General features: G+C 70.2%; 22 protein-coding genes. 10 read left to right on the plus strand and 12 right to left on the minus strand.

All coding sequences use genetic code 11. From position 1 onward, the window contains the following. The first annotated feature begins 2 nt into the window (after positions 1-2). A complete protein-coding gene (locus tag AC2D10_RS17925) occupies positions 3-1118 on the plus strand; it encodes an adenosine deaminase (protein ID WP_484709560.1) in 1116 nt (371 codons plus the stop codon). Positions 1119-1120: 2 nt separating this feature from the next. Beyond that, positions 1121-2224 carry a polysaccharide deacetylase family protein gene (locus tag AC2D10_RS17930; RefSeq protein WP_484709562.1) on the plus strand — a complete coding sequence of 368 codons (1104 nt, stop codon included), beginning with the start codon at positions 1121-1123 and terminating at the stop codon, positions 2222-2224. Positions 2225-2247: 23 nt separating this feature from the next. On the opposite strand, the gene AC2D10_RS17935 is transcribed toward AC2D10_RS17930, so the two are convergent. The 7 genes from AC2D10_RS17935 to AC2D10_RS17965 form a co-directional block, all read right to left on the minus strand. Further along, positions 2248-3000 carry an alpha/beta hydrolase gene (locus tag AC2D10_RS17935; protein WP_484709563.1) on the minus strand — a complete coding sequence of 251 codons (753 nt, stop codon included), beginning with the start codon at positions 2998-3000 and terminating at the stop codon, positions 2248-2250. A 51-nt stretch (positions 3001-3051) separates the two neighbouring features. Beyond that, a complete protein-coding gene (locus AC2D10_RS17940; protein ID WP_484711876.1) occupies positions 3052-4209 on the minus strand; it encodes a mannitol-1-phosphate 5-dehydrogenase in 1158 nt (385 codons plus the stop codon). Between the two features lie 17 nt (positions 4210-4226). Beyond that, a complete protein-coding gene (locus AC2D10_RS17945) occupies positions 4227-4658 on the minus strand; it encodes a PTS mannitol transporter subunit IIA (protein WP_484709565.1) in 432 nt (143 codons plus the stop codon). A gap of 81 nt (positions 4659-4739) precedes the next feature. After that, on the minus strand, positions 4740-6359 hold the full coding sequence (locus tag AC2D10_RS17950) for a PTS mannitol transporter subunit IIBC (RefSeq protein WP_484709566.1): 1620 nt from the start codon (positions 6357-6359) through the stop codon (positions 4740-4742). Beyond that, positions 6356-8041: a phosphoenolpyruvate--protein phosphotransferase gene (gene ptsP, locus AC2D10_RS17955; protein WP_484709567.1), complete on the minus strand. Its 1686-nt coding sequence runs from the start codon at positions 8039-8041 to the stop codon at positions 6356-6358. The genes AC2D10_RS17950 and ptsP overlap by 4 nt, the downstream gene beginning before the upstream one ends. Further along, positions 8038-8319 carry an HPr family phosphocarrier protein gene (locus AC2D10_RS17960; RefSeq protein WP_484709568.1) on the minus strand — a complete coding sequence of 94 codons (282 nt, stop codon included), beginning with the start codon at positions 8317-8319 and terminating at the stop codon, positions 8038-8040. The genes ptsP and AC2D10_RS17960 overlap by 4 nt, the downstream gene beginning before the upstream one ends. Next, entirely contained in the window at positions 8316-8630 is a 315-nt protein-coding gene (locus AC2D10_RS17965; RefSeq protein ID WP_484709569.1) for a PTS sugar transporter subunit IIB, read from the minus strand. The genes AC2D10_RS17960 and AC2D10_RS17965 overlap by 4 nt, the downstream gene beginning before the upstream one ends. A 169-nt stretch (positions 8631-8799) precedes the next feature. On the opposite strand from AC2D10_RS17965, the gene AC2D10_RS17970 reads away from it, so the two are divergent. Further along, positions 8800-10722 (plus strand): BglG family transcription antiterminator, encoded by a 1923-nt coding sequence (locus AC2D10_RS17970; RefSeq protein WP_484709570.1) that lies wholly within the window; start codon positions 8800-8802, stop codon positions 10720-10722. A 4-nt stretch (positions 10723-10726) separates the two neighbouring features. Here AC2D10_RS17970 and AC2D10_RS17975 read toward each other — a convergent pair whose 3' ends face one another. Genes AC2D10_RS17975 through AC2D10_RS17985 form a run of 3 tightly spaced genes read right to left on the minus strand, consistent with a single transcriptional unit; the run spans position 10727 to position 13551 of the window. Next, complete coding sequence (locus AC2D10_RS17975; RefSeq protein WP_484709571.1) at positions 10727-10990, minus strand: HPr family phosphocarrier protein; 264 nt, start codon at positions 10988-10990, stop codon at positions 10727-10729. A gap of 60 nt (positions 10991-11050) precedes the next feature. Beyond that, complete coding sequence (locus AC2D10_RS17980) at positions 11051-12721, minus strand: phospho-sugar mutase (RefSeq protein ID WP_484709572.1); 1671 nt, start codon at positions 12719-12721, stop codon at positions 11051-11053. Beyond that, on the minus strand, positions 12718-13551 hold the full coding sequence (locus AC2D10_RS17985) for a purine-nucleoside phosphorylase (RefSeq protein WP_484709574.1): 834 nt from the start codon (positions 13549-13551) through the stop codon (positions 12718-12720). Before AC2D10_RS17985 ends, AC2D10_RS17980 begins: the two co-directional genes overlap by 4 nt. 48 nt (positions 13552-13599) lie before the next feature. Between AC2D10_RS17985 and AC2D10_RS17990 the strand changes: the two genes are divergently transcribed. Then, the gene (locus tag AC2D10_RS17990) at positions 13600-15048 is read left to right on the plus strand and encodes an NAD(P)H-quinone dehydrogenase (RefSeq protein WP_484709577.1); all 1449 of its coding nucleotides are present in this window, start codon (positions 13600-13602) and stop codon (positions 15046-15048) included. Positions 15049-15103: 55 nt separating this feature from the next. Here AC2D10_RS17990 and AC2D10_RS17995 read toward each other — a convergent pair whose 3' ends face one another. Both AC2D10_RS17995 and AC2D10_RS18000 read right to left on the minus strand, forming a co-directional pair. Then, positions 15104-16870, minus strand: coding sequence for an acetyl/propionyl/methylcrotonyl-CoA carboxylase subunit alpha (locus tag AC2D10_RS17995; protein WP_484709579.1), 1767 nt, complete (start codon positions 16868-16870; stop codon positions 15104-15106). A gap of 85 nt (positions 16871-16955) precedes the next feature. Next, on the minus strand, positions 16956-17609 hold the full coding sequence (locus AC2D10_RS18000) for a Maf family protein (RefSeq protein WP_484709581.1): 654 nt from the start codon (positions 17607-17609) through the stop codon (positions 16956-16958). A gap of 23 nt (positions 17610-17632) precedes the next feature. On the opposite strand from AC2D10_RS18000, the gene AC2D10_RS18005 reads away from it, so the two are divergent. The 6 genes from AC2D10_RS18005 (at position 17633) to AC2D10_RS18030 (ending at position 26415) form a co-directional block, all read left to right on the plus strand. Further along, on the plus strand, positions 17633-18871 hold the full coding sequence (locus AC2D10_RS18005) for a class I SAM-dependent RNA methyltransferase (RefSeq protein WP_484709582.1): 1239 nt from the start codon (positions 17633-17635) through the stop codon (positions 18869-18871). A 54-nt stretch (positions 18872-18925) separates the two neighbouring features. Continuing rightward, entirely contained in the window at positions 18926-19585 is a 660-nt protein-coding gene (locus tag AC2D10_RS18010) for a response regulator (RefSeq protein ID WP_484709583.1), read from the plus strand. Beyond that, on the plus strand, positions 19575-20804 hold the full coding sequence (locus tag AC2D10_RS18015; RefSeq protein WP_484711880.1) for a sensor histidine kinase: 1230 nt from the start codon (positions 19575-19577) through the stop codon (positions 20802-20804). The genes AC2D10_RS18010 and AC2D10_RS18015 overlap by 11 nt, the downstream gene beginning before the upstream one ends. Next, positions 20801-21808 carry a hypothetical protein gene (locus tag AC2D10_RS18020; RefSeq protein ID WP_484709584.1) on the plus strand — a complete coding sequence of 336 codons (1008 nt, stop codon included), beginning with the start codon at positions 20801-20803 and terminating at the stop codon, positions 21806-21808. Before AC2D10_RS18015 ends, AC2D10_RS18020 begins: the two co-directional genes overlap by 4 nt. Positions 21809-22072: 264 nt before the next feature. Beyond that, entirely contained in the window at positions 22073-23305 is a 1233-nt protein-coding gene (locus AC2D10_RS18025; RefSeq protein WP_484709587.1) for an ROK family transcriptional regulator, read from the plus strand. 92 nt (positions 23306-23397) lie between these two features. Beyond that, positions 23398-26415 (plus strand): alpha-mannosidase, encoded by a 3018-nt coding sequence (locus AC2D10_RS18030; RefSeq protein WP_484709588.1) that lies wholly within the window; start codon positions 23398-23400, stop codon positions 26413-26415. Positions 26416-26430: the final 15 nt, after the last annotated feature.

Raw genomic sequence — 26430 nt, forward strand, 5'->3', positions numbered from 1 at the left:
CCATGTCGATCGAGCCCGACGGCGACGTCACGATCCAGGGCGCGTCACTGCGCAGCCTGCCGAAGGTGTCGTTGCACGATCATCTCGACGGCGGTCTGCGCCCCGCGACGGTCATCGAGCTCGCGGACGCGGCCGGCATCGCGCTCCCCGCCTCGGACCCGACGGCGCTCGCCGCGTGGTTCCGCTCGCAGAGCGACGCGGGTTCGCTGGTCGAGTACCTGAAGAGCTTCGACGTGACGATCTCGGTGATGCAGACCGCTGCCGCCCTCACCCGCGGCGCCCGCGAGTTCGTCGAGGATCTCGCCGCCGACGGTGTGATCTACGGCGAGATGCGCTGGGCGCCCGAGCAGCACCTGACGGGCGGGCTGACGCTCGAGCAGACCGTCGAAGCGGTGCAGCAGGGCATCGAGGAGGGCGAGGAGGCCGCGGATCGCGCAGGCAAGAGCATCCGCGTGGGTCAGCTGATCACCGCCATGCGCCAGACCGGCCGCGCCCGGGAGATCGCCGAGCTCGCGGTGTCGTTCCGCGGTCGCGGAGCCGTCGGCTTCGACACCGCCGGCCCCGAGGACGGCTTCCCGGCTTCCCAGTCGCGCGACGCCTTCGACTACCTCGCCGACAACTTCTTCCCGGTCACCGTGCACGCCGGAGAGGCGGCAGGGCTGGACTCGATCCGCTCCGCGCTCATCGACGGACGCGCACTGCGACTCGGCCACGGTGTGCGGATCGCCGAGGACCTGCAGGTCGTCACGGAAGAGGGCGACGAGGTGCAGGTGCAGTTCGGCGACCTGGCCCGATGGGTGCGTGATCGAGAGATCCCGCTGGAGCTCTCGCCGTCGTCGAACCTGCAGACCGGCGCTGTCGCCGCATGGGGAAAGACGCTCGTCGACCACCCCTTCGACCTGCTGTACCAGCTCGGCTTCGCCGTGACGGTCAACGTCGACAACCGCACGATGAGCGGCACCTCGCTGACGCGGGAGCTGGCGCTGCTCGTCGAGGCGTTCGAGTACGACCTCGACGACCTCGAGGCGTTCCAGTTCAACGCGGCTTCAGCCGCCTTCCTGCCGGTCGAGGAGCGTGAAGAACTCGTCGAGATGATCGCCGAGGGCTTCGAAGCCTGATCGTGACTGCCAGGCGGAGGCGACGCGGGGGCGTCATCGCAACGATCATCACGGCTGTCGTCATCGCGGGGGGCGTCGGAACCGGCGCCGCCGTGTGGCTGAACAGGACGCCGCCGGAGCCGGTGCCGCGCGCGCAGGCGACGGCCATCGGGCATCCGCTGTCACCGGCCGAGCAGCTGGTGGCGGATTCGGGTGATCCGGCGGCGTGTGCAGCGTCGTTCTCGGGCGACGGCATCGCGCTGGAGCCGATGCTGCAGCATCAGGGGGCGCTCTATCAGGGCCTGCCCATCCCGAGCCGCGAAGGCTTCGTCTTTGCCGGCTGGTACCCGACCGCGGCCGACGCCGCCGCCGTGACACCCGCCGCGCGTGTCAACGGCGCCGACCCGGTGGTGTGCACCGACCAGCAGATCGAGCTCGTCGGCGCCTGGAAGACGCCCGAGGAGAACGTCGCCGAGGCGGCGCAGATCCCGATCCTGATGTACCACCAGTTCACGGCGAACCCCGACGGGGAGAGCGGCTGGCTGCGCGGGAACTACGCGTACATCGGCGACTTCGACGCCCAGATGAACCACATCGCCACCACCGGCTTCTACCTGCCGACCTGGGATGAGCTGAGCGCCTTCATCGACGGACGTCTGTTCCTGCCCGCCCGGTCGGTGATCGTGACGGACGACGACGCGGATCAGAGCTGGTTCGATCTGGCCGTTCCGGTCGTCGACAAGTACAAGGTGCTCACGACGTCGTTCATGATCACCGCCTATCGCCAGGATCCCGCTCCGTCGCCGTACGTGCTCCGCCGCTCGCACACGCACGACATGCACAAGGCCGGCGCGAACGGCAAGGGACTGATCACGAACCTGACCGCCGACGAGATCGCGGCCGACCTGAACACCTCCGGCGATGTGCTCGGTGCGCGCGAAGTGATCGCGTATCCGTTCGGGCACTACAACGACACGGCGAAGCAGGGCGTTCAGCAGGCGGGCTTCGAGATGGCGCGGAGCATCGAGCCCGGAACAGTCGGGATCGGCACCGACAAGCTCGACCTGCCCGTGGTGCGCATCGATTACGGCATGGGTCTCGACGCGCTCATCAAGCGCATCGGCTGAGCGCGCTCCGCGGGGCGAAGGGGTCAGCGTCCGCTGAGACTCTGTGACACGAAGTCGTCGAGGTATCCGGTGACGATCTCGTGCATCTCGTCGCTCGTGAGGCTCGGGGTGCCGTCGCCCGACTGGGGCCCGTAGTCGCCGAACGAGGCGTGTGACGCGCCCTCGATCTCGACGAGCTGTGCGTCGGCCGGCAGCAGGTCACGAGCCGCAGCGATCTTTTCCGGGGTCGAGAGGCCGTCCTCGGAACCCGCGAGGCTCAGCACCGCCAGGTCGGTGTCCGAGACGTCGCTTGCGCAGTACGAGCCGAACAGCACCAGGGCCTCCGCGTCGGCGGCGAGCTGGCACGCGCGGACGCCGCCGAGGGAGTGACCGCCGACCGCCCACGTGTCGATCTCGGGTGCGGCCGAGGTGAAGTCGTCGAGGCCGCGCGGGTCGAAGAAGGCGAGGTTCAGCCACGGCCGGGTGATGACCACGGTGACGCCGTCCTCGGCGAGGCCCTGCAGGATCGCCGCGTACGCCCACGGGTCGACCTTCGCGCCGGGCACGAACACCAGCCCCGTGTCGGACTCACCGGCCGCCGGCGAGAGCACGATGCCCTGTGCGGCGTCGTCGACGGTGATCGCGGGGTTGTCCTGCACGCTCGCGAGCGGTGCGCGCTCGGCCGGCATGACTCCCACCTGGCTCCAGATGAGGATGCCGCCGACACCGAGCACGAGCACCAGCGCCACACCGCCGAGGATCCACCGGAGGACTCGCCGGCCACGCTTGTTCTGCATGGTTCCAGGCTACGTGCTCACCGGACCGTCACCGGGCTGTCACAAGCACCCTCACGAGACTGCGATGGCGTCCTGACGCTCCTGCACGGCATCGCGGACGGCCGCGAACAGTGGGTGCTCGGGATCGAGCCCCGTGGCACGCGTGGTGAAGGCATTCGCGTCTTCGGAGCGCAGCTGCTGCTGCATCTCGACGGACTGCTCGTCGTCGGCGTCGTCGAAGTCCAGCGCGGCGGCGACCGCGGCGACCAGGGCGGTCGATGAGAGACCGTGCTCCGCGGCCATCGCGGCCGGTCCGACGAAGCGCTCGTTGCGTGAGATCTTGCGCAGCGGCTGGCGTCCGACCCGCTGCACGGTGTCGACCAGCTGCGGATTGCGGAAGCGTTCGAGGATCGTGGTCCGGTACTGCGCCAGATCGTCGGGGTCGAGTCCGTGCGCGGCGACCAGCACGGCCGACGTCTCTTCGAGCGCCGCGGTGACGCGGGCCGAGACCTCGTCGTCGGCCAGAGCGTCGGAGATCCGCTCGATGCCCCGCTGCGCGCCGAAGTAGGCAGCCGCCGCATGCCCGGTGTTCACGGTGAAGAGCTTGCGCTCGATGAACGGGCCCAGCGTGTCGACGAAGTGCGCGCCCGGGATGTTCGGCAGTGCGCCGCCGAACGGGCCGGATTCGATCGCCCACTCGAAGTACGGCTCGACCGTGACGTCGACACCGGCACCCGGCGCCTGTGCGGGCACGATGCGGTCCACGGCCGTGTTCGCGAACACCGCGCGCGAGAGCAGCGATGCGGCATCCGCTGCCGCCGCCTTCTCGATCTCGTCGCGGAGCAGGTCGGTCGCCCCGATCGCGTTCTCGCAGGCGATGACCTGCAGCGGCGCAGCCTCGGGAGCGCGCGCGGCCAGACCGGCGACGATCGCGGGTGCGACGAAACGCAGCACGGTCGGGCCCACCGCGGTCGTGACCACGTCGGCCGTCGCGATCTCCTGCGTGAGGACGTCGGGGTCGGTGCGGCTGTTCACCGCGCGGAACCCGGTCACCACGTGGTCCACGCCGCCGGGACCGGCCTCGTGCACGGTGTAGGAGTCTGTGGCGTTGATCGCGTCGACCAGGGCGTCGGCTACGTCGGAGAACACGACCTCGTAGCCGCCCTCGTGCAGCAGCAACCCGACGAACCCGCGTCCGATGTTCCCCGCGCCGAAGTGGACGGCCTTCATCGCTCGTTCGTCGCCCATCAGTCGTTCACCGCGGAGAGCAGCGCGTACAGCTCGTCGGGAGTCTGCGCGGCGTTGAGCTTCGCGACGTCGTCGTCATCCGAGAACAGGATCGCGATCTGCGAGAGGATCTCGAGGTGCTCGTCACCGCGACCGGCGATGCCGATCACGAACGTGGCCTGCTCACCTGCCCAGTCGACACCGCCGTCGTAGCGGACGACCGACAGGGCCGAGCCGAGGATGGCGTCCTTCGTCTCGTTGGTACCGTGCGGGATCGCGAGCCCGTTGCCCATGAAGGTCGAGACGGTCTCCTCTCGCTGACGCATCGCGTCGACGTAGGCGGGGGTGACCGCGCCGGCGGTGACGAGGATGTCGGTGGCCTCCTGCAGGGCCGCCTCCTGGGTGACGCTGCCGGAGTGGATGCGGACCTGGTCGAGAGAGAGAACGCTCATGGTTTTTCCTTTCAGGAGTGGTGGCGGTGGGGCGGACGCCGTGGCATCCGCCCCACCGGGTCTGTCACGCGTCGATGCTGGTCATACGTCGGTGGCGCGCTGCTCGCGCACCATCTCGACGACCTCTTCATACTTCGGGGAGTTCATGAAGTTGTCCACCGACACGTGGATCGAGTTCGGCGACTGGGCCTGCGCGCGGTCCGTCAGCTGCTGCTGCGTGATCACGAGATCGGCCGTGCCGTCGAGGTTCGCGATGGCCTGGTTGGTGACGGTGACGCCCTCCACCCCGGCCTTCTTGAACTTGTTGCGCAGGACGCTGGCGCCCATCGCCGAGGAGCCCATGCCGGCGTCGCAGGCGAACACGACGTTCGAGATGCGACGGTCGGTCGCCACAGCGCCGGTGCCGGCGGCTGCCGAGCCCGACGAGGCGCGCAGGGCGTCCATCGCGGCGGACGACTTGCCCTTGTTCGCCTCGGTCTGCGCGATGGCGGCGCCGAAGCTGTCGCCCTCGGCCTCGAGGTCGCGCTTGCGCGAGGCCCGCAGGATGACACCGGTGATCAGGAAGGTGACCACGGCGGCGATGACCACCGAGAGGTAGACCACCAGCAGGTTGCCGACGCCGCCGCCGACCGCGGCTGCGGTCACGGCGATGATGCTGCCGGGAGCGGCGGGGAACGCGAGTCCGCCGCCGAGGATCATGTTGGTGGTGACACCGGCCGCGCCACCCGCGATCAGCGCGAGGATCGTGGTCGGCTTGCTGAGTGCATACGGGAAGTAGATCTCGTGGATGCCACCGAAGAACTGGATGATCGCGGCTCCCGGAGCGGACGCCTTGGCGGCACCGACCCCGAAGAACGTGAACGCCAGCAGCAGACCGAGGCCGGGGCCGGGGTTCGCCTCGATGAGGAAGAGGATCGACTTGCCGGTCTCGGCCGCCTGCTCGATGCCCAGCGGCGTGAAGACGCCGTGGTTGATGGCGTTGTTCAGGAACAGCACCTTGGCCGGCTCGACGATGATCGACACCAGCGGCAGCAGGCTCAGCGACACGAGCCAGTCGACTGCCGCACCGAGCACGGCGCTGATGCCGAGCATCACGGGGCCGAAGGCGAAGAAGCCGAGGATGGCGAGGAGCATGCCGAGGATGCCGGCCGAGAAGTTGTTCACGAGCATCTCGAAGCCGGGGCGGATCTTGCCCTCCCACAGGCGGTCCATCTGCTTGGTGATCCAGGCCGCGAGCGGGCCCATGATCATGGCGCCGAGGAACATCGGGATGTTCGTGCCGACGATGACACCCATGGTGGCGATCGTCGCGACGACGCCGCCGCGCTCGCCGTAGACCATGCGGCCTGCGGTGTTGGCGATCAGCAGGGGCAGCAGGTAGGTGACCATCGGGCCGACGAGTCCGACGTAGCCGGCGAAGTTGCCGCCATCGCCCTCGGACAGGGCCGTCATCGCGCCCTGCCAGCCGATCACGGCCGAGTCGCCTCCGCCGCCGATGATCTCGGCGACCGGATACCAGTGCCAGCCGAACGGACTGTCGACCCCGAAGAATCCGGCGGGGATGAAGAGCATGGTGATGAAGCCCCACGCGATGAAGGCCGCGATGTTGGGCATGATCATTCCGGACAGGAACGTGCCGAACCTCTGCACGCCCGTTCGGAGGCCGCGCGTCTTCTGCGCGGCCGGTGACGTCGTCGTCATGATGTCGTCTCTTTCTGGTGAAGGGGGAGGGATGCCGCGGCCTCCGCCGCAGCGTGACGTGCACTGGCGGCGTCGTCCGTCGCCAGTGCGGCCTCGGCGAGGAGTCGGGACTCGTCGAGGGTGCGCTCGGAGAGCGCGAGTCGGACATCGGACAGGGCCGCGGGAGCCATGGAGAGGCTCGTCGCTCCCAGACCGACCAGGACCACGGCGAGCAGCGGGTCGGCCGCCGCCTCGCCGCAGATGCCGACGGGTTTGCCGGCGCGAGCACCGGCGTCCCCGACCTCGCGCACCAGGCGGAGGACCGCCGGGTGCCACGGGTCCTGGAATCCGGCCACCGAACCGAGCATCCGGTCGGCGGCCATCGTGTACTGCGTGAGGTCGTTGGTGCCGATCGAGGCGAAGTCGGCGTGCGCGAGCACCCGGTCCGCGAGCAGCGCGCTCGCGGGCACCTCGACCATGACACCGGCGGTCTTCAGCCCGTACTCGCGAGCGAGCGTGGTGAAGTAGGCGGTCTCCTCGACGGTGGTCACCATCGGCGCCATGACCCACAGGTCGGCGTCGGTGGCGGCATCCGCCTCGGCGAGAGCCGTGAGCTGCTCCCGCAGGATGTCCTCGCTGGCGCGCAGCGCACGGAGTCCGCGAAGACCCAGCGCGGGGTTCTCCTCGTGCGCGTCGTTCAGGAACGCGAGCGGCTTGTCGGCACCGGCATCCAGCATGCGGACGACGACCTTCTGCCCCGGGAACGCGGCGAGGAGCTCGCGATACGACTCGCGCTGCTGCTCGACCGTCGGAGCCCGCTGCGCCGAGAGGAACAGGAACTCGGTGCGGAAGAGCCCCACGCCCTCCGCTCCGCGCTCGACGGCGTCGGCCGCGTCCGACGGCTTGCCGAGGTTCGCCAGCAGCGGGATCGGCGTGCCGTCGGCCAGAGCGCCCGGGGTGGGAGGTGCGGAATCCGCGGCCTGTCGAGCGGCCGAGCGCTGTGCGGCGCGCTCCTTCTCGTCGTCGCTCGGATCGATCGTCACGACACCGGCGGCGGCATCCACGATCACCGACCGCCCGGTCTCGAGTGACTTCGCCTCGACGGCGCCCACGATCGCGACGATGCCCTTCTCGCGCGCCAGGATGGCGGTGTGCGAGGTCGGACCGCCGTCGACGGTGATCAGCGCGAGCACCTGGTCGAGGTCGAGGAGTGCGGTGTCGGCGGGGGCGAGGTCGCGAGCGACCAGGACGAACGGATGCCCCGGGTTCGGGACGCCCGGCGCCTCGACGCCGCGGAGCCGCGCGAGCACGCGCTGAGCGATGTCGTCGAGGTCGGCGGCGCGCTCGCCGAGGTAGCCGCCGACAGCTTCGAGCGTGGCGCGGAAGCCCGCGAAGGCGTCGTGCACGGCCCATTCCGCCGTGGCACCGGTGTCGAGACGGGCATCGACCTCGTCCTGGAGCGTCGGGTCCTCGGCGATCATCGCCTGCGCCTCGAGTACCTCCTGCGCCGAACCGCCGGCCGCGGCACCGCGGTCGTTCAGCTCCCGTGCGACGTGGGCGACGGCATCGCGCACCCGGGTGCGCTCCTCGTCGGCGCCGCGTGTGCTGGGCGTCTGCTCGGGCGCGGGCATCGCCTCGGTCATGCGCACGACAGGGCCCTGCGCCACGCCGAGGCCGATCCCGACTCCACGAAGGGTGCTCATCCGGCGGAGTCCTGGTCGTGGTCGGTGGTGAGCAGCTCGGTCAGCGTGTCGAGCACCGTCTCGGCGTTGTCGCCCTCAGCCGTGAGGGTCACGTAGTCGCCGTGCTCGATCGCGAGGGCGATGACACCGAGGATGCTGGCGGCGTTGACCGCCTTGCCGGAGTCCTTCGCGATGGTCACCGGGATGCCGGACTCCTTCGCCGCTTGCGCGAACAGCTTCGCGGGGCGAGCGTGCAGCCCGTGGGATGAGCCGATGCGGACGGTGCGAGTGGCGGTCATGGTGTTCCTTCCGTGGTGCGGACGTCGGTGAGAAGAGTGCGGGCGAGCGCGAGCGTGCGCAGGCCGTCCCGATCGGCGAAGACGTCGTCGGGGAGGAGGGCGACCGGCGCGTTCACGCGACTGCGGATCGCGGTGAGGCGGTCGGCGAGATGCGGTCCGAGGAGGACGAGGTCGTGGTCGCCGTCGATGACAGACGTCTCCGTTCCGGCGAAGGCGTCCCACGAGAGACCCGCGTCGGTAGCGGCACGACGCAGTCGCTGGGCGACGAAGGTGCTGGACGCGCCGGCACCGCACACCACGAGGATCCTCATCGATCTTTCCCACCTTCCTGCTAACAGTCTGTGAAACATCGGTCCCCGTCACCACCAGGTTCCTTTCCGCCCCCGCGGAACCTCGGCTTCCGCGCGCACCCCTCCGGTTCCTGACATCATGGAGACACGTCGAGACGGTGCAGTCAGCACGGGGGAAAGCAGGAGGATCATGTCGCGTCAGCGCCAGGACCAGCTGCTGTCGCACCTGCTGCGCCAGCGCGGATGGGCGACCGCGGGCACCCTCGCCGACGTGCTGGGCGTCACCCCGCGCAGCATCCGCAGCTACGTCGCCGCACTCAACGCCCGCACCGCCTCTGCGGATGCCGTCGAGTCCGGGCCCGCCGGGTACCGCGCCGGAGCCGGCGCCCGCGACGCACTGCGCACACGGCAGTCGGGAGAGTCGGCGCCGCGAGACCGGCTGCACGGGCTGGTGCGCACGCTGCTCGATCTCCCCGACGGGATCGACGTGTTCGAGACGGCGACGCAACTGCACGTCAGCGAGGCGACGCTGGAGGCCGACCTCGCGCGTGTGCGCGGACTGCTCGACGGCACCGATCTGACGCTCGAACGCGATCGCGAGGTCGTGCGGCTGCGGGGCAACGAGGCGGCCCAGCGACGACTCCTCAGTCGTCTCGCGCATGACGAGATGGATGCCGCGTCGTTCCACCCCGAGACGTTCCGCCGCGCGCTCTCGGGCAGCGCCGTCGCCCCGCACGCCGTCGCGCCGTTCAAGTCCGCGCTGGTGCGCGAGCTCGGGGCGCTCGGCTACTTCGTCAACGAGCTCGCGATCTCCGACGTGCTGCTGCACATCGCGATCGCGGCGGACCGCGTGGCATCAGGGCACGCGCTCGAGTCCGGACCCGCGGGCGCGCGAGCCGAGATCCCGCGCGTGGGCGCCGTGATCGCCCGTCTCGCCGCCGAGCACTTCGCCGTGACTCTCGGCGACGGCGACAGCGGACACCTGGCGTCGCTCGTTCTCACCCGCATCGTCGCCCCGGGTGAGGATGCGCGGGGCGACGTCGCCCGCAGCAGCGTCGATCCCGCGGTCGACGCCGCCGTGCGAGCCGAGGTGCGGCGCGCGGCCGAGGACTACCAGGTCGACCTCGACGACGAGACGTTCATCCTGCGTCTGGCCCTGCACGTGCAGAACCTGCTGCGCCGCGCCGAGGAGAGCGGGCTCACCCGCAACCCGCTCACGCGGTCGCTCAAGACCTCGTACCCGATGATCTTCGAGGTCGCGGTGTCGATCGCGAGCGGCCTGCATGATCGTCTGGGCGCGCCCATCCACGACGACGAGATCGCCTACATCGCGATGCACGTCGGAGGGCGGCTGGAGCGCAGCCGCAAGGCCGAGTCGATCCTCACCGCCACGATCGTTTGCCCCGGCTACTACGAGCTGCACGAGCTGCTGCGCTCGAGTGTCGACCGCTCGCTCGGTTCGGCGATCGAGGTCACCAGCGTCGTCACGAACGTCGACCCCGACTGGAGCTCGTTCGACACCGACCTCGTGCTGAGCACGATCGAACCCGGTGCTGCGGGCGACCGCTTCGTGCGCATCCAGCCGTTCCTCACAGACGCCGATGTCGACCGCGTGCAGTCGGCGGCCGGGCGGCTGCGCCGCGCGCGCCGGCTGACCCGCCTGCGCGGCGAGCTGGCGCGCTACTTCCACGCCGACGCGTTCATCGCTCCGCTGCCCGACGCGGGAGAGGAGGCGATCATCCGACTGCTCGGAGAGCGCCTGGTGCGCGCAGGGCTCATCGGCGAGGACTACATCGAGAACACCATCGCCCGGGAGCAGATGTCGTCGACTGCATTCACCGACGCCCTCGCCGTGCCGCACGCACTGCAGATGACGGCCAGTCGCACCGCGATCGCCATCGGTGTCGCCGACGGGTCTGCCGCATGGGGCGACGGGCGCGTGCAGGTCGTGGCGCTCGCCGCCTTCAGCGAGAGCGACCGGGCCGCGTTCCAGACTGTCTTCGAGCAGCTCGTGGAGGTCTTCAGCGAGCGCGAGAGCGTGCAGCGGATCGTGCGCCGCTCATCGAGCTTCGAGGCCTTCCTCGACGAGCTCGTCTCGGTCATCGACGGCTGAGCGTTCAGCTGCGCGGGTCGAGCACCCGGGCCAGAGCGTCGAGCACCGAGACGGCGCCCGCGGCGTCGGCGGTCTCGAGTTCGACGGCATCGCCGCGCTCGAGCCCGAGGTCCATCACGGCGAGCACGCTGCCGAGATCGACCGACGTGCCTCCCGCGGTGCGCAGGGTGACGGTGCGGCCGTGCGCCTGCACCACCCGCACGAGTTCGGCCACCGGACGGGCGTGCACGCCGTTGTGCGCGCTGATGATCACGTGGCGGCGGAGCATGTTCCCGATGCTATCCGCGCGGGGCGGGCCGGGGCCAGCACCCGCGCGGAGCCAGTCCTGCTACGACCGCTCGTCCAGCAGTGCCCGCACTCCAGCCTCGAGCGCGGCGACCGCCGTCTGCGCGTGCGCCGCGTCGTCGCCCTTCGCGTCGATGTAGACCTTGAGCTTCGGCTCCGTGCCGCTCGGTCGCACGATCACGCGCGATCCGTCGGACAGGCGATACCGCAGCACGTCGCCCGAGGGCTGGCCTTCCGGCGCGTGGAGGAGGTCTTCGGCGGAGGAGACCTCGTGTTCACCGATGCGCGTAGGCGGCGTCGCGCGCAGCGACGACATCACGGTCCCGATGATGGTGAGGTCTTCGACGCGCACCGACACCTGGCCGCTGGCGAAGTGACCGTAGGTGTCGCCGAGCTCCGTGAGCAGGGTCGACAGCGTCGCGCCGCGCTCCCGCGCCTCGGCGGCGAGACCCAGGATCGCGACGGCGGCCGAGATGCCGTCCTTGTCGCGGACCGTCTCGGGGTTCACGAGGTAGCCCAGCGCCTCCTCGAATCCGAACACGATTCCCGGCGCACGCGAGATCCACTTGAACCCGGTGAGTGTCTCGTGGAAGTCGAGTCCGTGGTGGGCCGCGACGGCACCGAGGCCCGGCGACGAGACGAGCGAGCACGCCAGCGAGGCGCCGGGAGTCCCTGCGGCCGCCCTCGCCGCTCGTGCACCCAGCAGCAGTCCGACCTCGTTGCCGGTCAGTCGGCGCCACCCGTCAGAGGCGGAATCATCGGGTACCGCGACCGCGAGTCGGTCGGCGTCCGGGTCGTTCGCGAGGATGAAGTCGGCGCGCGCGCGACGGGCGCGCGCGACGGCCAGGTCCATGGCGCCGGGCTCCTCCGGGTTCGGGAACGACACCGTGCGGAAGGTGGGGTCGGGTCGGAGCTGCTGGTCGACCACGGCGGGCTGCGGATAGCCGGCAGAAGCCAGGATGCGCGAGAGCGTCTCCCATCCGACGCCGTGCATCGCCGTGTAGACCCAGCGCAGGTCGGCGGCGGAGGCCGGCGCGGGGGCGACCGCCGCGGTGGCCGCGACATACGCCTCGACGACGTCGTCTCCGGCGGTCTCATAGGTCGTGGAGCGGGCCAGAGCGCCCACGTCGCCCGCCGCCGCCACCCGCGCGATGTGCGCCGCGATCTCGGCATCGGCCGGGGCGACGATCTGTGACCCCAGGTCGGCGCCGCCGAGATAGACCTTGTACCCGTTGTCGTTGGGCGGGTTGTGGCTCGCCGTGACCATCACTCCGGCATCCGCACCCAGGTGGCGGACCGCGAACGCGAGCACCGGCGTGGGAAGCAGGCGGGGGAGCAGGATCGCCCGCAGCCCGGCGCCGGCGAAGATCTCGGCGGAATCGGTCGCGAACACGCGCGAGTTGCGGCGTCCGTCGTACCCGATCACGACCGTCGGCGTCGCGTCCCCCGAGCGCTCGCGCAGATACGCGGCGAAACCAGCCGCGGCCTGGGCGACCAGCACACGGTTCATCCGGTTGCTGCCGGCACCCAGCTCGCCCCGCAGCCCGGCCGTGCCGAACGCCAGGCGAGACCGGAAGCGGTCCGCGATGTCGGCGATCGCTGCGGGGTCGTCACCGGCTGCGCGGGTGATGAGGGCGGCGAGTTCGTCGCGGGTCTGATGGTCGGGGTCCTGGCGCATCCAGGCGCGCGCCTGCGCGAGCAGCTCGTCGTTCACAGCGCCTCGACCACGCGGGCGAGCAGCGCCGAGATCACGGGCTCGGCCTCTCGGCCCGCCTCGATCACCTCGGTGTGGCTGAGCGGTGTCTTCTGGATGCCGGCGGCGAGGTTCGTGATCAGCGAGAACCCGAGGATCTCCATCCCCGCCTCGCGGGCCGCGATCGCCTCGAGCGCGGTCGACATGCCCACGATGTGCCCGCCGATGTGCTTGGCCATCTGCACCTCGGCCGGTGTCTCGTAGTGCGGGCCGCGGAACTGCGTGTAGACACCCTCGTCGAGGCTCGAGTCCACGCTGCGGGCGATGTCGCGCAGGCGCCGCGAATACAGGTCGGTGAGGTCGATGAACGTCGCCCCTTCGAGCGGCGAGTCGGCCGTGAGGTTGATGTGGTCGCTGATCAGCACCGGCTGGCCGGGGGTCCAGGTTTCGCGGATGCCGCCGGCGCCGTTGGTGAGCACCATGATGCGGGCGCCGGTCGCGGCGGCGGTGCGCACGCTGTGCACGACACGGCGCACGCCGTGCGACTCGTAGTAGTGGGTGCGTGCGCCGATCACGAGCACGTTCTTGCCGTCGGGCGTGCGGATGCTGCGCAGCGTGCCGCTGTGCCCTTCGAGCGCGGGCTTCGAGAAGCCGGTGACCTCGGTCGCGGGGATCGTCGCGATGGTCTCGCCGATGATGTCGGCCGCCTTGCCCCAGCCGCTGCCGAGGGTGAGGGCGATGTCGTGATTCTCGACTCCGGTCAGGCGCGCGATGTCGGCGGCGGCCTGGGTGGCAACCTCGAACGGGTTCGCGGATGGGTCGTCGAGGGGGTTCGTGAGTGTCTCGGGCATGGATCCACTCTAGGAAGGTGCAGGCTCCGGTGCCAGGATTGCGAGACAATGGTTTCCATGTCTTCCACCACTTTCGAGCGCACTCAGCGCGTCGCCGTCCTCGGCGGCGGTCCCGGCGGTTACGAGGCGGCCCTGGCCGCCGCCCAGCTGGGAGCGGAGGTCACCCTCGTCGAACGCGTCGGAGTGGGCGGATCAGCCGTGCTCACCGACGTCGTACCCTCCAAGAGCCTGATCGCGACGGCCGATGCCGCGGTCGCGATCTCCGAGGCGAGCGACCTCGGCGTGCAGTTCTACGCCAAGGGCGAGAACGGCAAGCCGCTGAAGCCCGAGATCGCCATCAACCTCGCCGCCGTCAACAAGCGGCTGGTGGCACTGGCCGGTCAGCAGTCCGAGGACATGCGCTCCACCCTGATGGATGCCGGGGTGCGCATCCTCTCCGCGCACGGCCGTCTCGAGGGGCCCAACGCCATCGTCGTGTCGACCGGACAGGGCGGCACGGACTTCGACCGCGTCGAGGCCGACACCATCATCGTCGCCGTGGGTGCGTCGCCGCGCGAGCTCGACACCGCCAAGCCCGACGGCAAGCGCATCCTCACGTGGACCCAGCTCTACGACATGAAGGCGCTGCCCGAGCACCTCATCGTGGTCGGCTCGGGGGTGACCGGGGCGGAGTTCGCCTCGGCGTACATGAACCTCGGCGCCAAGGTCACTCTCGTCTCCAGCCGCGAGCAGGTGCTCCCCGGTGAAGACCAGGATGCCGCGAGCGTGCTCGAGAAGGTGTTCAAGCGCGGCGGCATGGAGGTCCTCTCCAAGGCTCGTGCCGACCAGGTCACCGCGACGAAGGACGGGGTGGTCGTCACGCTCTCCGACGGCCGCACGGTCGAGGGCAGCCACTGCCTGATGGCGGTCGGCTCGATCCCCAACACCGCCGGCATCGGCCTCGAGGAAGCGGGGGTCGAGCTCGACGACTCCGGTCACGTGCGGGTCAACAAGGTCGCCCGCACCTCGGTGCCCAACGTCTACGCGGTCGGCGACTGCACGAACTTCTTCCCGCTGGCATCCGTCGCCTCGATGCAGGGCCGCACCGCGGTCTTCCACGCGCTCGGCGACATCGTGATCCCGCTCGACCTGATCAAGATCACGTCGAACATCTTCACCGCCCCTGAGATCGCCACGGTCGGCTACTCGCAGAAGGATGTCGAGGACGGCGTCGCCGACGGACTGGTCTACAAGCTGCCGCTGGCCGCCAACCCCCGCGCCAAGATGATGGGCATCAAGGACGGGTTCGTCAAGATCATCGCCCGCAAGGGGTCGGGCACCGTGATCGGCGGTGTGATCGTGGCGCCGAAGGCCTCGGAGCTGATCTACCCGCTCGCGGTGGCCGTGGAACGACGACTGACCGTCGACCAGGTGTCGCGCGTGTTCGCGGCGTACCCCTCGCTGTCGAGCAGCATCACCGACGCGAGCCGGGCGATGCACCTGTTCAACATCTCCTGAGCAATCGCGAACGGCGCCCCACCTCGGTGGGGCGCCGTTCGCGTATGTCGGAGGGTCAGCTGATGGTGAGCAGCTGGTGCCCGGCCGAGACGGTGCTCCCGGCCTCGGCGTTGATGGCACCCACGACGCCGTCCTTGTGGGCCTGCAGTGGCTGCTCCATCTTCATCGCCTCGAGGACGACGACCAGGTCGCCCTTGACGACCTGCTGCCCCTCCTCGACGGCGACCTTGACCACGGTGGCCTGCATGGGGGACTTCACCGCGTCGCCCGCAGCTCCCGCGTTCGCGGTGGTGGCGTGGCTGCGCCGTGACGGCGGCACGGCGGCCGGACGACCCGCGGTGCCGGCGGCGACGGCGACCCGATCGGGCAGGCTCACCTCGAGGCGCTTGCCGCCGACCTCGACGACGACCGTGTGCCGACCGCCGGTGGCGGGGGAGGAGTCCAGCTCGCCGTCCCAGGCGGGGATGTCGTTGTCGAACTCGGTCTCGATCCAGCGGGTGAAGATGCCGAAGCGGCCGCCCTCCGCGGTGAACGCCGGGTCGCGCACGACCTTGCGGTGGAAGGGGAGCACGGTGGGCAGGCCCGCGACCTCGAACTCGTCGAGCGCCCGACGCGAGCGCTCGAGCGCCTCTTCGCGGTTCTTGCCCGTGACGATGATCTTCGCCAGCAGTGAGTCGAAGGCGCCCGAGACCGTGTCGCCCGCAGTCACGCCGGAGTCGAGACGGATGCCGGGACCGCCGAAGGTCTTGAACACGTGCACCGGGCCCGGCTGCGGCAGGAAGCCCCGACCGGGGTCCTCGCCGTTGATGCGGAACTCGAAGGAGTGGCCCTGCGGCGTCGGGTCGTCGTAGTCGATGGTGCCGCCGGCCGCGATGCGGAACTGCTCGCGCACCAGGTCGATGCCGGTGACCTCTTCGGAGACGGGGTGCTCGACCTGCAGGCGGGTGTTGACCTCGAGGAACGACACGGTGCCGTCGGCGCCGATCAGGAACTCGCAGGTGCCGGCACCCACGTAGCCGACCTCTTTCAGGATCGCCTTCGAGGCCGAGTACAGCAGGTCGTTCTGCTCGTCGGTGAGGAAGGGCGCGGGGGCCTCTTCCACCAGCTTCTGGTGACGGCGCTGCAGCGAGCAGTCGCGCGTCGAGATCACCACGACGTTGCCGGCCGCGTCGGCGAGGCACTGGGTCTCGACGTGGCGGGGCTTGTCGAGGTACTTCTCGACGAAGCACTCGCCACGGCCGAACGCGGCCACGGCCTCACGCGTGGCGGATTCGAACATCTCGGCGACCTCGTCGAGCTCGCGGGCGACCTTCAGGCCGCGTCCGCCGCCGCCGTATGCGGCCTTGATGGCGATGGGGAGTCCGAACTCCTGCGCGAACGCGATGACCTCGTCGGCCGTCTCGACCGGGCCGGGCGTTCCGGGAGCAAGCGGCGCGCCCACCTTCTCGGCGACGTGACGCGCGGTCACCTTGTCGCCGAGGGCCTCGATCGCTTCGGGTGAGGGGCCGATCCAGGTCATCCCGGCGTCGATGACCGCGCGGGCGAACTCGGCGTTCTCGGCGAGGAAGCCGTAGCCGGGGTGCACGGCGTCGGCGCCGGCACGACGGGCGATGGAGAGGATCTTCTCGATCTGCAGGTAGGTCTCGGCGCTCGTGGACCCGCTGAGCGCGTAGGCCTCGTCGGCGAGCCGGGTGTGGAGGGCGTCGCGATCCTGGTCGGCGTACACGGCGACCGAGGCGATCCCCGAATCCCGAGCGGCGCGGATGATGCGGACGGCGATCTCGCCGCGGTTGGCGATGAGCACCTTGGCGATAGCAGGCATGACTGTCAGCCTAGCGAGAAGGATTCCGATCCCCTTGACGACTCTCCACAAGAAAGACGCGGAAACGTGGAGGGGGTCCTACGACTCAGGCGTCGAGTTTCGGGGTCCACAGTGAGGTCCACGTCACGCCGAGCTCGGTCGCCAGGCGCCGCACGGTCGACAGCGACATGCCCACCACCGTGGACGGGTCGCCGTCGACGCGGGTGATGAACGCGCCGCCGAGGCTGTCGACGGTGAAGGCGCCCGCGACGAGCAGCGGCTCGCCCGAGGCGACGTAGGCGGCGATCTCCTCGTCGGTGATGTCGTCGGCGAAGGTGACGGCCGCTTCGGCCGTAGCCGTCGCCTCCACCGGCTCGGCGCCGGGGGAGACCCGGAAGACGGAGTGGCCGGAGTGGAGGATGCCGGTGGCCCCGCGCATCTCGTGCCAGCGCCGCGTGGCTTCCTCGGCGGTGTACGGCTTGCCGTAGACGCGTCCATCGAGCTCGAACATCGAGTCCCCGCCGATCACGATCCCGTCGAACGAGCCCTCGGCCGCGAGCCGATGCGCGACGTCCGCCGCCTTTGCGCGGGCGAGCAGCAGCACGAGCTCCGCCGGCGCGAGCTCCGCGCCACGGACCTCGGCCGCAGCGGCCGCGAGATCCTCCTCATGGACGTCGGGCGACAGCGTCAGAGGTTCGATGCCGGCCTGGCGCAGCAGCATCAGACGGGCGGGAGACGTGGAAGCGAGGCAGACGCGCATGTGCACCACCGTATCCTCGAAGGATGACTTCCTCCCCTGCCGACGTGCTCGAACTCGACATCACCGGAATCGCACACGGCGGTACCTTCGTCGCCCGGCACGAAGGGCGCGTGGTGTTCGTCTCCGACGCCATCCCCGGCGAGCGCGTGCGCGCCCGACTCCTCGATCCTCAGGACGAGGCAGCCGACTCCCGCAGTTTCTGGCGCGCCGAGACCGTCGAGGTGCTCGAGGCGTCTGAGCACCGCCGTCCGCACATCTGGGCGGAGGCCGACGTCTCGAACGACCCGGCGCAGCGTCCCGGCGGAGCCGATCTCGGTCACATCGAGCTCGCCCACCAGCGCGCGTTGAAGAAGCAGGTGCTGTCCGAGGCGTTCGACCGCTTCGCGGGCGGCGGACTCGAGGTTCCCGAGATCGAGCCGGTCGATTCCGGTGACGGCACGGGATGGCGCACACGCGTGACGCTGCACGTCGACGATGCCGGCAACGTCGGTCCGTACGCCGCACGCAGCCACCGGGTGATCCCCGTCTCGAGTCATCCGCTCGCGCGCCCCGCGATCGCTGCCGCCGCGCGGCGCCTGAACGGGGGCGAAGCAGGCCGGATCGATCTGGTCGAGCCGGCGGACGGCGTGGTGCGGATCATCCGTCATGAGGACGGCGCGAAGCCTGCGCGGGGTCGCGGCGGGCGTCGTCCCGAGCCCGAGGTCATCCACGAGATGGTGAACGACCGTCGTTTCGAGGTCGACGCGGGTGGCTTCTGGCAGGTGCACCCGCGTGCGGCATCGGTCCTCGACGCCGCCGTCTACGGCGTGCTCGACGGCCACGTCGACCCGGCATCCACGCACTACGACCTCTACGGCGGCGTGGGGCTGTTCGCTGCGACCCTGGCTGACCTCGGCGCAGAGAAGATCGTCAGTGTCGAATCCAGCAAGCGCGCCACCCAGCACGCGCTGGCGAACCTCGCGCCGCTCGAGATCTCGGCCGTCACCGCGCGCGTCGACCGGTTCCTGCACGGTGTCACCGATCGTCAGGGCACTGGTGCGATCGTGCTCGACCCGCCGCGCGCCGGCGCCGGCCGCACGGTCGTCGAAGGGGTGCACGCACTCTCACCCGAGGCGATCGCGTACGTCGCATGCGACCCGGTGGCTCTGGCGCGCGACCTCGGCACGTTCCGCGGCCTCGGCTGGCAGGTGAAGACGCTGCGCGCCTTCGATCTCTTCCCGCACTCGCACCACTTCGAGGTCATCGCCCTGCTCACCCGCTGACGCCGTGCGTCGGTGGCGCGTCGTTCTGCGTCGCCGACTCACTAGGCTGGGCGGATGAGCACGGTCGCCCTCATCGATGATCACGAGTCCGTACGCCTGGGTCTCGAGGCGGCGTTCGCGCGCGACTCGCAGACCGTGGTCTTCTCCGGGAGTTCGGTGAGCGCCTATCTCGACTGGCGCGCGGCATCGCGCACCGAGTCAGCCGAGGTCGTCGTGCTCGACCTCACGCTCGGCGACGGGTCCACGGTGACCGAGAACGTGTCGCGGCTGGTGAACGACGGTGCGAACGTGGTGATCCACAGCGTCGCGGACCGGCCGGCCGCCGTCCGCGAAGCCCTGTCGGCGGGGGCCGCGGGTGTCGTGAGCAAATCCTCCACCCTCGACGACGTGCTCGATGCGATCCGCACGGTCGCCGGAGGCGAAGCCCTCAACAACGTCGAGTGGGCCAGCGCCGTCGACGGCGATCGCGACTTCGCCGACGCGCAGCTGTCCACCCGCGAACGCGAGGTACTGCGGCTGTATGCCACCGGCCTGCCCCTCAAGGCCGTCGCCGAACGACTCGGCGTCGCGTACTCCACGGCCAAGGAGAACATCACCCGCATCCGGGTGAAGTACGTCGAGGTCGGCCGTCCCGCTCCCACGAAGGTCGACCTGCTGCGCCGTGCGATGGAAGACGGGATCGTCGAGACGGACAGGGACCCGAGTGGCCACTGAACCGCTGAGCATCCGGGAGGCCTGGAGCAAGATCCCGTCTCCTGGCACGGCGGAGACCGAGTTCGAGCGCTTCACCGGCAAGCGGATGGAGCGCATCCTCGCCACGGTCGTCGCGATCGGATCGGCCGTGTTCGGCACTCAGGCCTTCCTCGCCGCGCTCGGGGCGATGTCGCACACCGATGTCGCGCACATCGTGGTCGTCGTCGTCGTCAACGTGCCGCTGGTCGCGATGCTCATCGCCTGCCTGGTCGGACGCGGGGTGCGTGTCGCATCGGGCTCCTTCGCGATCGCGTACCTGCTGGCGCTCGCCGCGTGGCCGACCGTCGTGTCCCCGGGGGCCGCCGGCGGCCAGCCGTGGATCTTCTTCCTCGTCAACGTCGGCGTCGTCGCGGCGATGCTGGCGTTCCCCGTGCGCATCCAGTTCGCCTGGGCCGTCGCGATGCCGTTCGTGTACGGATACGTGCGACTCGTGGAGGGCGGATTCACGCCCGAGTTCTGGGTCACCACCGCGTTCGACGTCTCGTTCACGCTGATCCTCGGCATCGTGATCATCTCCCTCGGGTGGATGTTCCGCTCGGTCGCCGCCGGGGTCGACGACGCCCGCGGGCGGGCCGTCGCCTCTTACGCGTCGGCCGCAGCGACAGCCGCCGCCGAGGAAGAGCGGATCGCGATGTCGGCCCTCATGCACGACAGCGTGCTCGCCGCCCTCATCGCCGCTGAACGGGCCGAGAGCGAGCGCGCGAGAGAGCTCGCGGTGGCAATGGCGCGCGAGGCGCTGACGCGTCTGGCGAACACCGAGGCCGCCGTCGCCCAGGAGGGCAGCGACGAGCCCGTCGGCATCACGCAGATCGTGGCGGAGCTGCGCCGTGCTCTTTCCGAGCTGGGCGCTGACGCGCTGGTCGAGGAGGGCGGCGGCGTCGGGCTGATCCCGGGTCGCGCCGCGCGTGCCCTCGTGCTCGCCGCGCGTCAGGCCATCGGCAACGCGGTCTCGCACGCGCACGGGCGAGGTCTGCACATCAGCGCCACCGCGCACGGCGACGAGGGGATCGCGGTGACCATCTCCGACACCGGACCGGGCTTCGACATCGACGGCATCGGCGAGGACCGACTCGGCATCCGCGCCTCGATCATCGCCCGCATGGCGGGGGTCGCCGGAACCGCCGACATCGTCTCGGGGCCCCAGGGCACCACCGTGACCCTCGGATGGGAGCGCTCGTGAACCGCACAGTGCGCAGTGTCGCCACCTCACTCGCCGTCGGCTTCGCGCTCTACTTCGCCGCGCGATCACTCTGGTGGGTGCCGCAGCCGTCCTCGCCCCTGCTGATGGTCGGGGCGACGGTGCTCTTCCTGGTCGTGGTGAACATCGCGATCCTGTGGAACTCCGCGACCTCCCTGCAGATGCCGCTCTGGGTCGCCTGGCTCTGCGTGGCCGCCAGCGCCACCATTCCCACGCTCGTGACGATGTCACTCGACGACGCCTCACGCACGGCTCCGTACGCCACCTCGTACATCGGCGGGCTCGGAATCCTCGGAGTGGTGTGCATCGTCCGGCGGCGGTTCCTGTTCGGCTGGGGGACGCTCCTCATGCTCGTGGCGACGTCGGCGGCGTACCTCGGCATCGGTGTGGCGCTCAACCTCGGCCTCGTCGGCTCGATCATGTGGCTGGTGATCGCCCGACTCCTGGTGTTCTTCTGGGATCGCGCGATCCGCGACACCGAGCGTCTCGCCGAGATCCAGCAGGCCGTCTCGGCGTGGCACGCCACGCAGCTGGTGCGCCAGCGGGAGCGACGGGTGCGCACCCAGTTCGCCCTCGCGGTCGCCGGCCCCGTGCTGGGGCGGGTCGTCGCCTCGCGGGGCGACCTCACCGAGGACGAGCGTCTGCAGGCGCGTCTGGCTGAAGGGCGCCTGCGCGACGAGCTGCGCGGAGCCGACCTCCTCAACGACGACGTCCGGGACGCGATCGAAGACGCCCGCCGCCGTGGTGTCGTCGTGACGGTGTTCGACGAGAGCGGGCTGGAGGGCATCGACGAGGATCGTCGCGCCGAGATCCGCGACGAGCTGGCTGTCGTCGTCTCCACCTCGCACGCCGCGCGCCTGATCATCCGGTCCTCGAACGACCCTCGCGTCGCCGTCACCGTCGTGGGTCGGGCGCGATCGGGCTCGCGGGACGACGACGACGTCGATCTCTTCCACGAGATCCAGCGCGATCCGTCCGCGGTATGAGCGCACACCCTGCGGCTCCGACCGGGGGAGGAGGCCGGGGCCGAGGAAGGGAGTGGGCGAGGGGGGCGGCTGAGCCGCACACCCCTCGCCATGCGGCCAGTTACCCGAAAACCGACCGCGGTGACCGTTCTGCGTCTATCTACCCTGTGACAGAGAGAACAGCCGAAACGCGAAGCGTCCTGTTTAGTCTGCTCGGTTGATCAAACAATGTATGTAGGTATTTTGGGGGACATCTTCATCCCCCGGATGAGGGAGGATTGAGGGATGGCAATGCGTCGCGGAACCAACCTCCCCCGCATGGGAGATTTCAACCAATCCGTGATCCTCGAAGCGATCAGGCGCTCGGTCTCCGGCCTGAGCCGCACCGAGCTCGCGATGTCGACGGGGTTGTCCGCGCAGACGGTCACGAACATCACGCGGCGCCTCCTCGACGACGACCTGATCGCCGAGGCGGGCCGCACGATCAACGGTCCCGGCAAGCCCCGGGTGACACTGCGCCTGGTCGCCGAGAGTCGCTACTCGGTCGGCGTGCACCTCGACCCCTCCCTCCTGACCTTCGTGCTTCTCGATCTCGCGGGCACAGTCGTCCAGCGGCGCACGATGCGAACACCCGCCAAGGATCCGCAGCGGATCGTCGACGCGATGGCCGAGACGATCGAGGCACTGCTCGATGCCGCAGGCATCGACCGCACGCGCATCGCCGGCATCGGTGTCGCCGCGCCGGGCCCGCTCGACGCCGCGCGCGGAATGGTGGTCGACCCGCCCAAGCTCGACGGGTGGGAGCGCGTCGCCCTGCAGGACGCGCTCGCCGAGAAGGTGGGCATGTCGGTCACGCTCGAGAAAGACACGACTGCCGCCGCCGTGGGTGAGCTGTGGACGCATCATGGCGCGGCCGACGACTCGTTCGTCTTCATCTACCTCGGCACGGGCATCGGCTCGTCGGTGGCACGCGACGGCGACGTGGTCCGCGGCAGCTCCCACAACCTCGGCGAGCTCGGCCACATCATCGTCGACCCCGACGGACCGCCCTGCCTGTGCGGCTCACGCGGATGCGTCGAGGTCATGTGCACGCCGCAGGCCATCGTCGAGCAGGCGCAGCGCGCCGGAGTCTTCACCGACGAGGTCGACGGCGACGATGCCGAGGCCGTCGACACCCGCCTCGCGGAGCTGTGTGCGCGGGCAGACACCGGGGATGCCGCGGCGATCGACGTGCTGCGGGCCGCGGCCGGACACCTGTCGGTCGTGGTCGCCGTGCTCACGAACCTGCTCGATGTGGATCGCGTCGTGCTGGGCGGGCCGTTCTGGTCGAGGCTCGCGCCCGTGTACCTCGCGGAGCTCCCGGGGCGTCTCGAGCGACTCAGCGCCACGCGCGCGGTGCATGCGCTGGCCGTCGAGGGAACGGTCGTGGGTGATGACGTGGGCGCGGTCGGCGCGGCGTGCGTCGTGCTCGACTCGGTCCTGACACCGCGGACATCCGCGCTGCTGCTCGACGCCTGAGCGCCGCCGCTCGAAGAGCCGCGGAAGGTTTTTGACAGCGTGAAGCATCGTCGAGGTAGTGTCTGACCTACGCCTTCGACCGGAAGCCCCCGATGCATCAAGATGCCGCCCTCGTCGAAGCGCGAGTGCGCCGCTTCGTGTCGGAACGTCTGCAGCCCGCGGTGGAGATCCGCTCGATGCCGCTCGACCTCGCCGTCTGGCGCGTACCGGGTGAGCCGGTGGCCTTCGCCGAGGCTCTGACGCAGCAGTACACGCCCTTCCGCGTGGGGACGCGGTGGGGACCGGCGTGGAGCACGATGTGGATGTGTGTGACCGGTGTGGTGCCGGCCGTCGGGGCAGGGCAGCGCGCCGAGCTGGTCTTCGATCTCGGCTTCAGCGACGCGCAGCCCGGATTCCAGGCGGAGGGCACGGTCTACGGGGCCGACGGCACGATCGTCAAAGCAGTCGAACCGCGCAATGCGCATGTGCCTCTCGCCGCCGCCCCCGGCGATCCGATCGAGCTGTACCTCGAGGCCGCCGCGAACCCCGACGTCGCGGGCGGATGGGACTTCCGTCCCACGCCGCTCGGCGATCTCGCCACTGTCGACGACGAGCCGCTCTACCCGCTGCGGCGGGCGGACATCGTGATCCGCGACCTGGCCGCGCAGGAGTTGGTGTACGACGTCACGGCGCTCCTCGGACTCATGCGGGAATCGCCCGAGGCGTCCTCCCGGCGGGCGGAGATCCTCGCGGCGCTCGAGCGCATGGTCGACGCCGCAGACCCGGACGACATCCGCGGAACCCTCGAGGCCGCGCGACGCGAGCTCACCGACGTGCTGGCGCGCCCCGCTCACGGCTCCGCCCACGCGGTGCATGCCGTCGGCCACGCGCACATCGACTCCGCGTGGCTCTGGCCGGTGCGCGAGACGCAGCGCAAGGTCGCGCGCACGTTCTCCAACGTGCTGTCGCTGCAGCAGGAGCACCCGGAGTTCTCATTCGCCGCCTCCTCGGCGCAGCAGTATGCCTGGATCAAGCAGCATCAGCCCGAGCTCTTCGCTCGGGTGCGCGCCGCGGTCGCGGCGGGCCGGTTCCACCCGGCGGGCGGCATGTGGGTGGAGTGCGACACGAACCTGCCTGGCGGTGAGGCGCTCGCGCGGCAGTTCCTGCACGGCAAGCGGTTCTTCCTCGCGGAGTTCGGGGTCGAGCCCCTCGACGTCTGGCTTCCTGATTCCTTCGGCTATTCGGCGGCGCTTCCGCAGATCGCGCGCGCAGCGGGTTCGCGATGGATGCTGACGCAGAAGATGTCGTGGAACGAGACCAACGTCATGCCGCACCATACCTTCCGGTGGGAGGGCATCGACGGCACCCGCATCTTCACGCACTTTCCGCCGGTCGACACCTACAACGCCCGTCTCACATCCGAGGAGCTGGCGCACGCCGAGCGGAACTTCGCCGAGAAGGGTGGCGCGAACACCTCGCTGGTGCCGTTCGGGTACGGCGACGGCGGGGGCGGCCCCACCCGCGAGATGTTGGCGGCGGCAGACCGGCTGCGGTCGCTCGAGGGCTCGCCGACCGTCACGTTCTCGACGCCACGGCGCTTCTTCGAGACCGCCGAGGCGGAGTACGTCGACCCGCCGGTGTGGACGGGCGAGATGTATCTGGAGTTCCACCGCGGCACGTACACCTCTCAGGCCCGCACGAAGCGCGGGAACCGACGCGCCGAGCACGCGTTGCGCGAGGCCGAGCTGTGGGCGGTCGCGGCGGCGCTGCGTGGGTCGGCGTACCCGTACGACGCGCTGCAGCAGGCGTGGGAGACCGTGCTGCTGCAGCAGTTCCACGACATCCTCCCCGGGAGCTCCATCGCCTGGGTGCATCGCGAGGCGGAACGCCACTACGCCGAGGTGCTCGCATCGACCGAGGCGCTCGTCGCGGAGTCGCTCGCGGTCGTCGCCGGCGCCGGAGACATCGAGCTGCGTGCCAACGCCGGGCCGTACGCACACGGTGCGACCGCGGCGATGGGCATCTCCGTGGCGCTCCCCGCCCAGGGCCGCGCCACCGCCGAACGCGGGCCGGACGGCATCACGCTCCAGAACGAGCACCTGTCGGTGTCGATCGACGAGAACGGGCTGATCACGTCGCTCGTCGTGCGTGCCACGGGTCGCGAGGCGATCGCAGCCGGCGAGCGGGGCAACCTGCTCCAGCTGCACCGCGATACGCCGACGCGCTGGGATGCGTGGGACATCGATGCGCACTACCGTCGCCATGCGGTCGATGTGACCGACATGCAGACGCTCGACATCGTGCCGCACGCCTCCGCGGCGGTGGTTCGGATACTGCGTGCCGTGGGCGATTCGCGCATCACGCAGACCCTGTCGCTGTATCCCGACGCCCAGGCGCTCGACATCGAGACGACCGTCGACTGGCGAGAACGGCAGAAGCTGCTGAAACTCGCGTTCCCGTTCGACGTGCACACCGATCGAGCGACTTCCGAGATCCAGTTCGGGCACGTGCATCGGGCCACGCACACCAACACGTCGTGGGATGCCGCACGATTCGAGACCGTGGCGCACCGATGGGTGCACGTCGGCGAGCCGGGGTTCGGTGTGGCGGTGGCGAACGACGCCACGTACGGCCACGACATCACCCGGAACCCGCGGGCGGGCGGTGGCACGGCGACCACCGTGCGCCTGTCGCTGCTGCGCGCGCCGCTGTTCCCCGACCCCGATGCGGATCAGGGCGAGCACACCTTTCGCGTGAGCGTGCGTCCGGGCGCATCGATTGCCGACGCGGTGCGCGAGGGCTACCGGCTCAATCTGCCGACGCGCTCCATCCGCGGCGCAGGACCGGTCGAGCCGCTGCTTGTGAGCTCGTCGGATGCGGTGGTCGTCGAAGCCGTCAAGCTGGCCGAGGATCGCAGCGGCGACGTGATCGTGCGGATCTACGAGGCGCACGGTGGTCGCGCATCGGCGACCGTGTCGACGGCGTTCGCATTCGACGGCGTGCTCGAGACCGATCTCATCGAGCGCGAGATCACCCCGACCGCCCTCGGATCCGTGTCCGGGCAGCACGTTGTGATGGACTTGCGTGCGTTCCAGCTGGTCACGCTGCGCTTCCGACGCCCGCGCCTTTGAGCTGTGCACTCCGCG

The organism is Microbacterium sp. PI-SA-G (assembly GCF_057215335.1).

Excerpts from the sequence above, each read along its gene's own strand:
- AC2D10_RS17925 (WP_484709560.1), top strand. The coding sequence starts at position 3 with ATGTCGATCGAGCCCGACGGCGACGTCACGATCCAGGGCGCGTCACTG.
- AC2D10_RS17935 (WP_484709563.1), bottom strand. The coding sequence starts at position 3,000 with ATGCAGAACAAGCGTGGCCGGCGAGTCCTCCGGTGGATCCTCGGCGGT.
- AC2D10_RS17940 (WP_484711876.1), bottom strand. The coding sequence starts at position 4,209 with ATGAAGGCCGTCCACTTCGGCGCGGGGAACATCGGACGCGGGTTCGTC.
- AC2D10_RS17945 (WP_484709565.1), bottom strand. The coding sequence starts at position 4,658 with ATGAGCGTTCTCTCTCTCGACCAGGTCCGCATCCACTCCGGCAGCGTC.
- AC2D10_RS17950 (WP_484709566.1), bottom strand. The coding sequence starts at position 6,359 with ATGACGACGACGTCACCGGCCGCGCAGAAGACGCGCGGCCTCCGAACG.
- ptsP (WP_484709567.1), bottom strand. The coding sequence starts at position 8,041 with ATGAGCACCCTTCGTGGAGTCGGGATCGGCCTCGGCGTGGCGCAGGGC.
- AC2D10_RS17960 (WP_484709568.1), bottom strand. The coding sequence starts at position 8,319 with ATGACCGCCACTCGCACCGTCCGCATCGGCTCATCCCACGGGCTGCAC.
- AC2D10_RS17965 (WP_484709569.1), bottom strand. The coding sequence starts at position 8,630 with ATGAGGATCCTCGTGGTGTGCGGTGCCGGCGCGTCCAGCACCTTCGTC.
- AC2D10_RS17970 (WP_484709570.1), top strand. The coding sequence starts at position 8,800 with ATGTCGCGTCAGCGCCAGGACCAGCTGCTGTCGCACCTGCTGCGCCAG.
- AC2D10_RS17975 (WP_484709571.1), bottom strand. The coding sequence starts at position 10,990 with ATGCTCCGCCGCCACGTGATCATCAGCGCGCACAACGGCGTGCACGCC.
- AC2D10_RS17985 (WP_484709574.1), bottom strand. The coding sequence starts at position 13,551 with ATGCCCGAGACACTCACGAACCCCCTCGACGACCCATCCGCGAACCCG.
- AC2D10_RS17990 (WP_484709577.1), top strand. The coding sequence starts at position 13,600 with ATGGTTTCCATGTCTTCCACCACTTTCGAGCGCACTCAGCGCGTCGCC.
- AC2D10_RS17995 (WP_484709579.1), bottom strand. The coding sequence starts at position 16,870 with ATGCCTGCTATCGCCAAGGTGCTCATCGCCAACCGCGGCGAGATCGCC.
- AC2D10_RS18000 (WP_484709581.1), bottom strand. The coding sequence starts at position 17,609 with ATGCGCGTCTGCCTCGCTTCCACGTCTCCCGCCCGTCTGATGCTGCTG.
- AC2D10_RS18005 (WP_484709582.1), top strand. The coding sequence starts at position 17,633 with ATGACTTCCTCCCCTGCCGACGTGCTCGAACTCGACATCACCGGAATC.
- AC2D10_RS18010 (WP_484709583.1), top strand. The coding sequence starts at position 18,926 with ATGAGCACGGTCGCCCTCATCGATGATCACGAGTCCGTACGCCTGGGT.
- AC2D10_RS18025 (WP_484709587.1), top strand. The coding sequence starts at position 22,073 with ATGGCAATGCGTCGCGGAACCAACCTCCCCCGCATGGGAGATTTCAAC.
- AC2D10_RS18030 (WP_484709588.1), top strand. The coding sequence starts at position 23,398 with ATGCATCAAGATGCCGCCCTCGTCGAAGCGCGAGTGCGCCGCTTCGTG.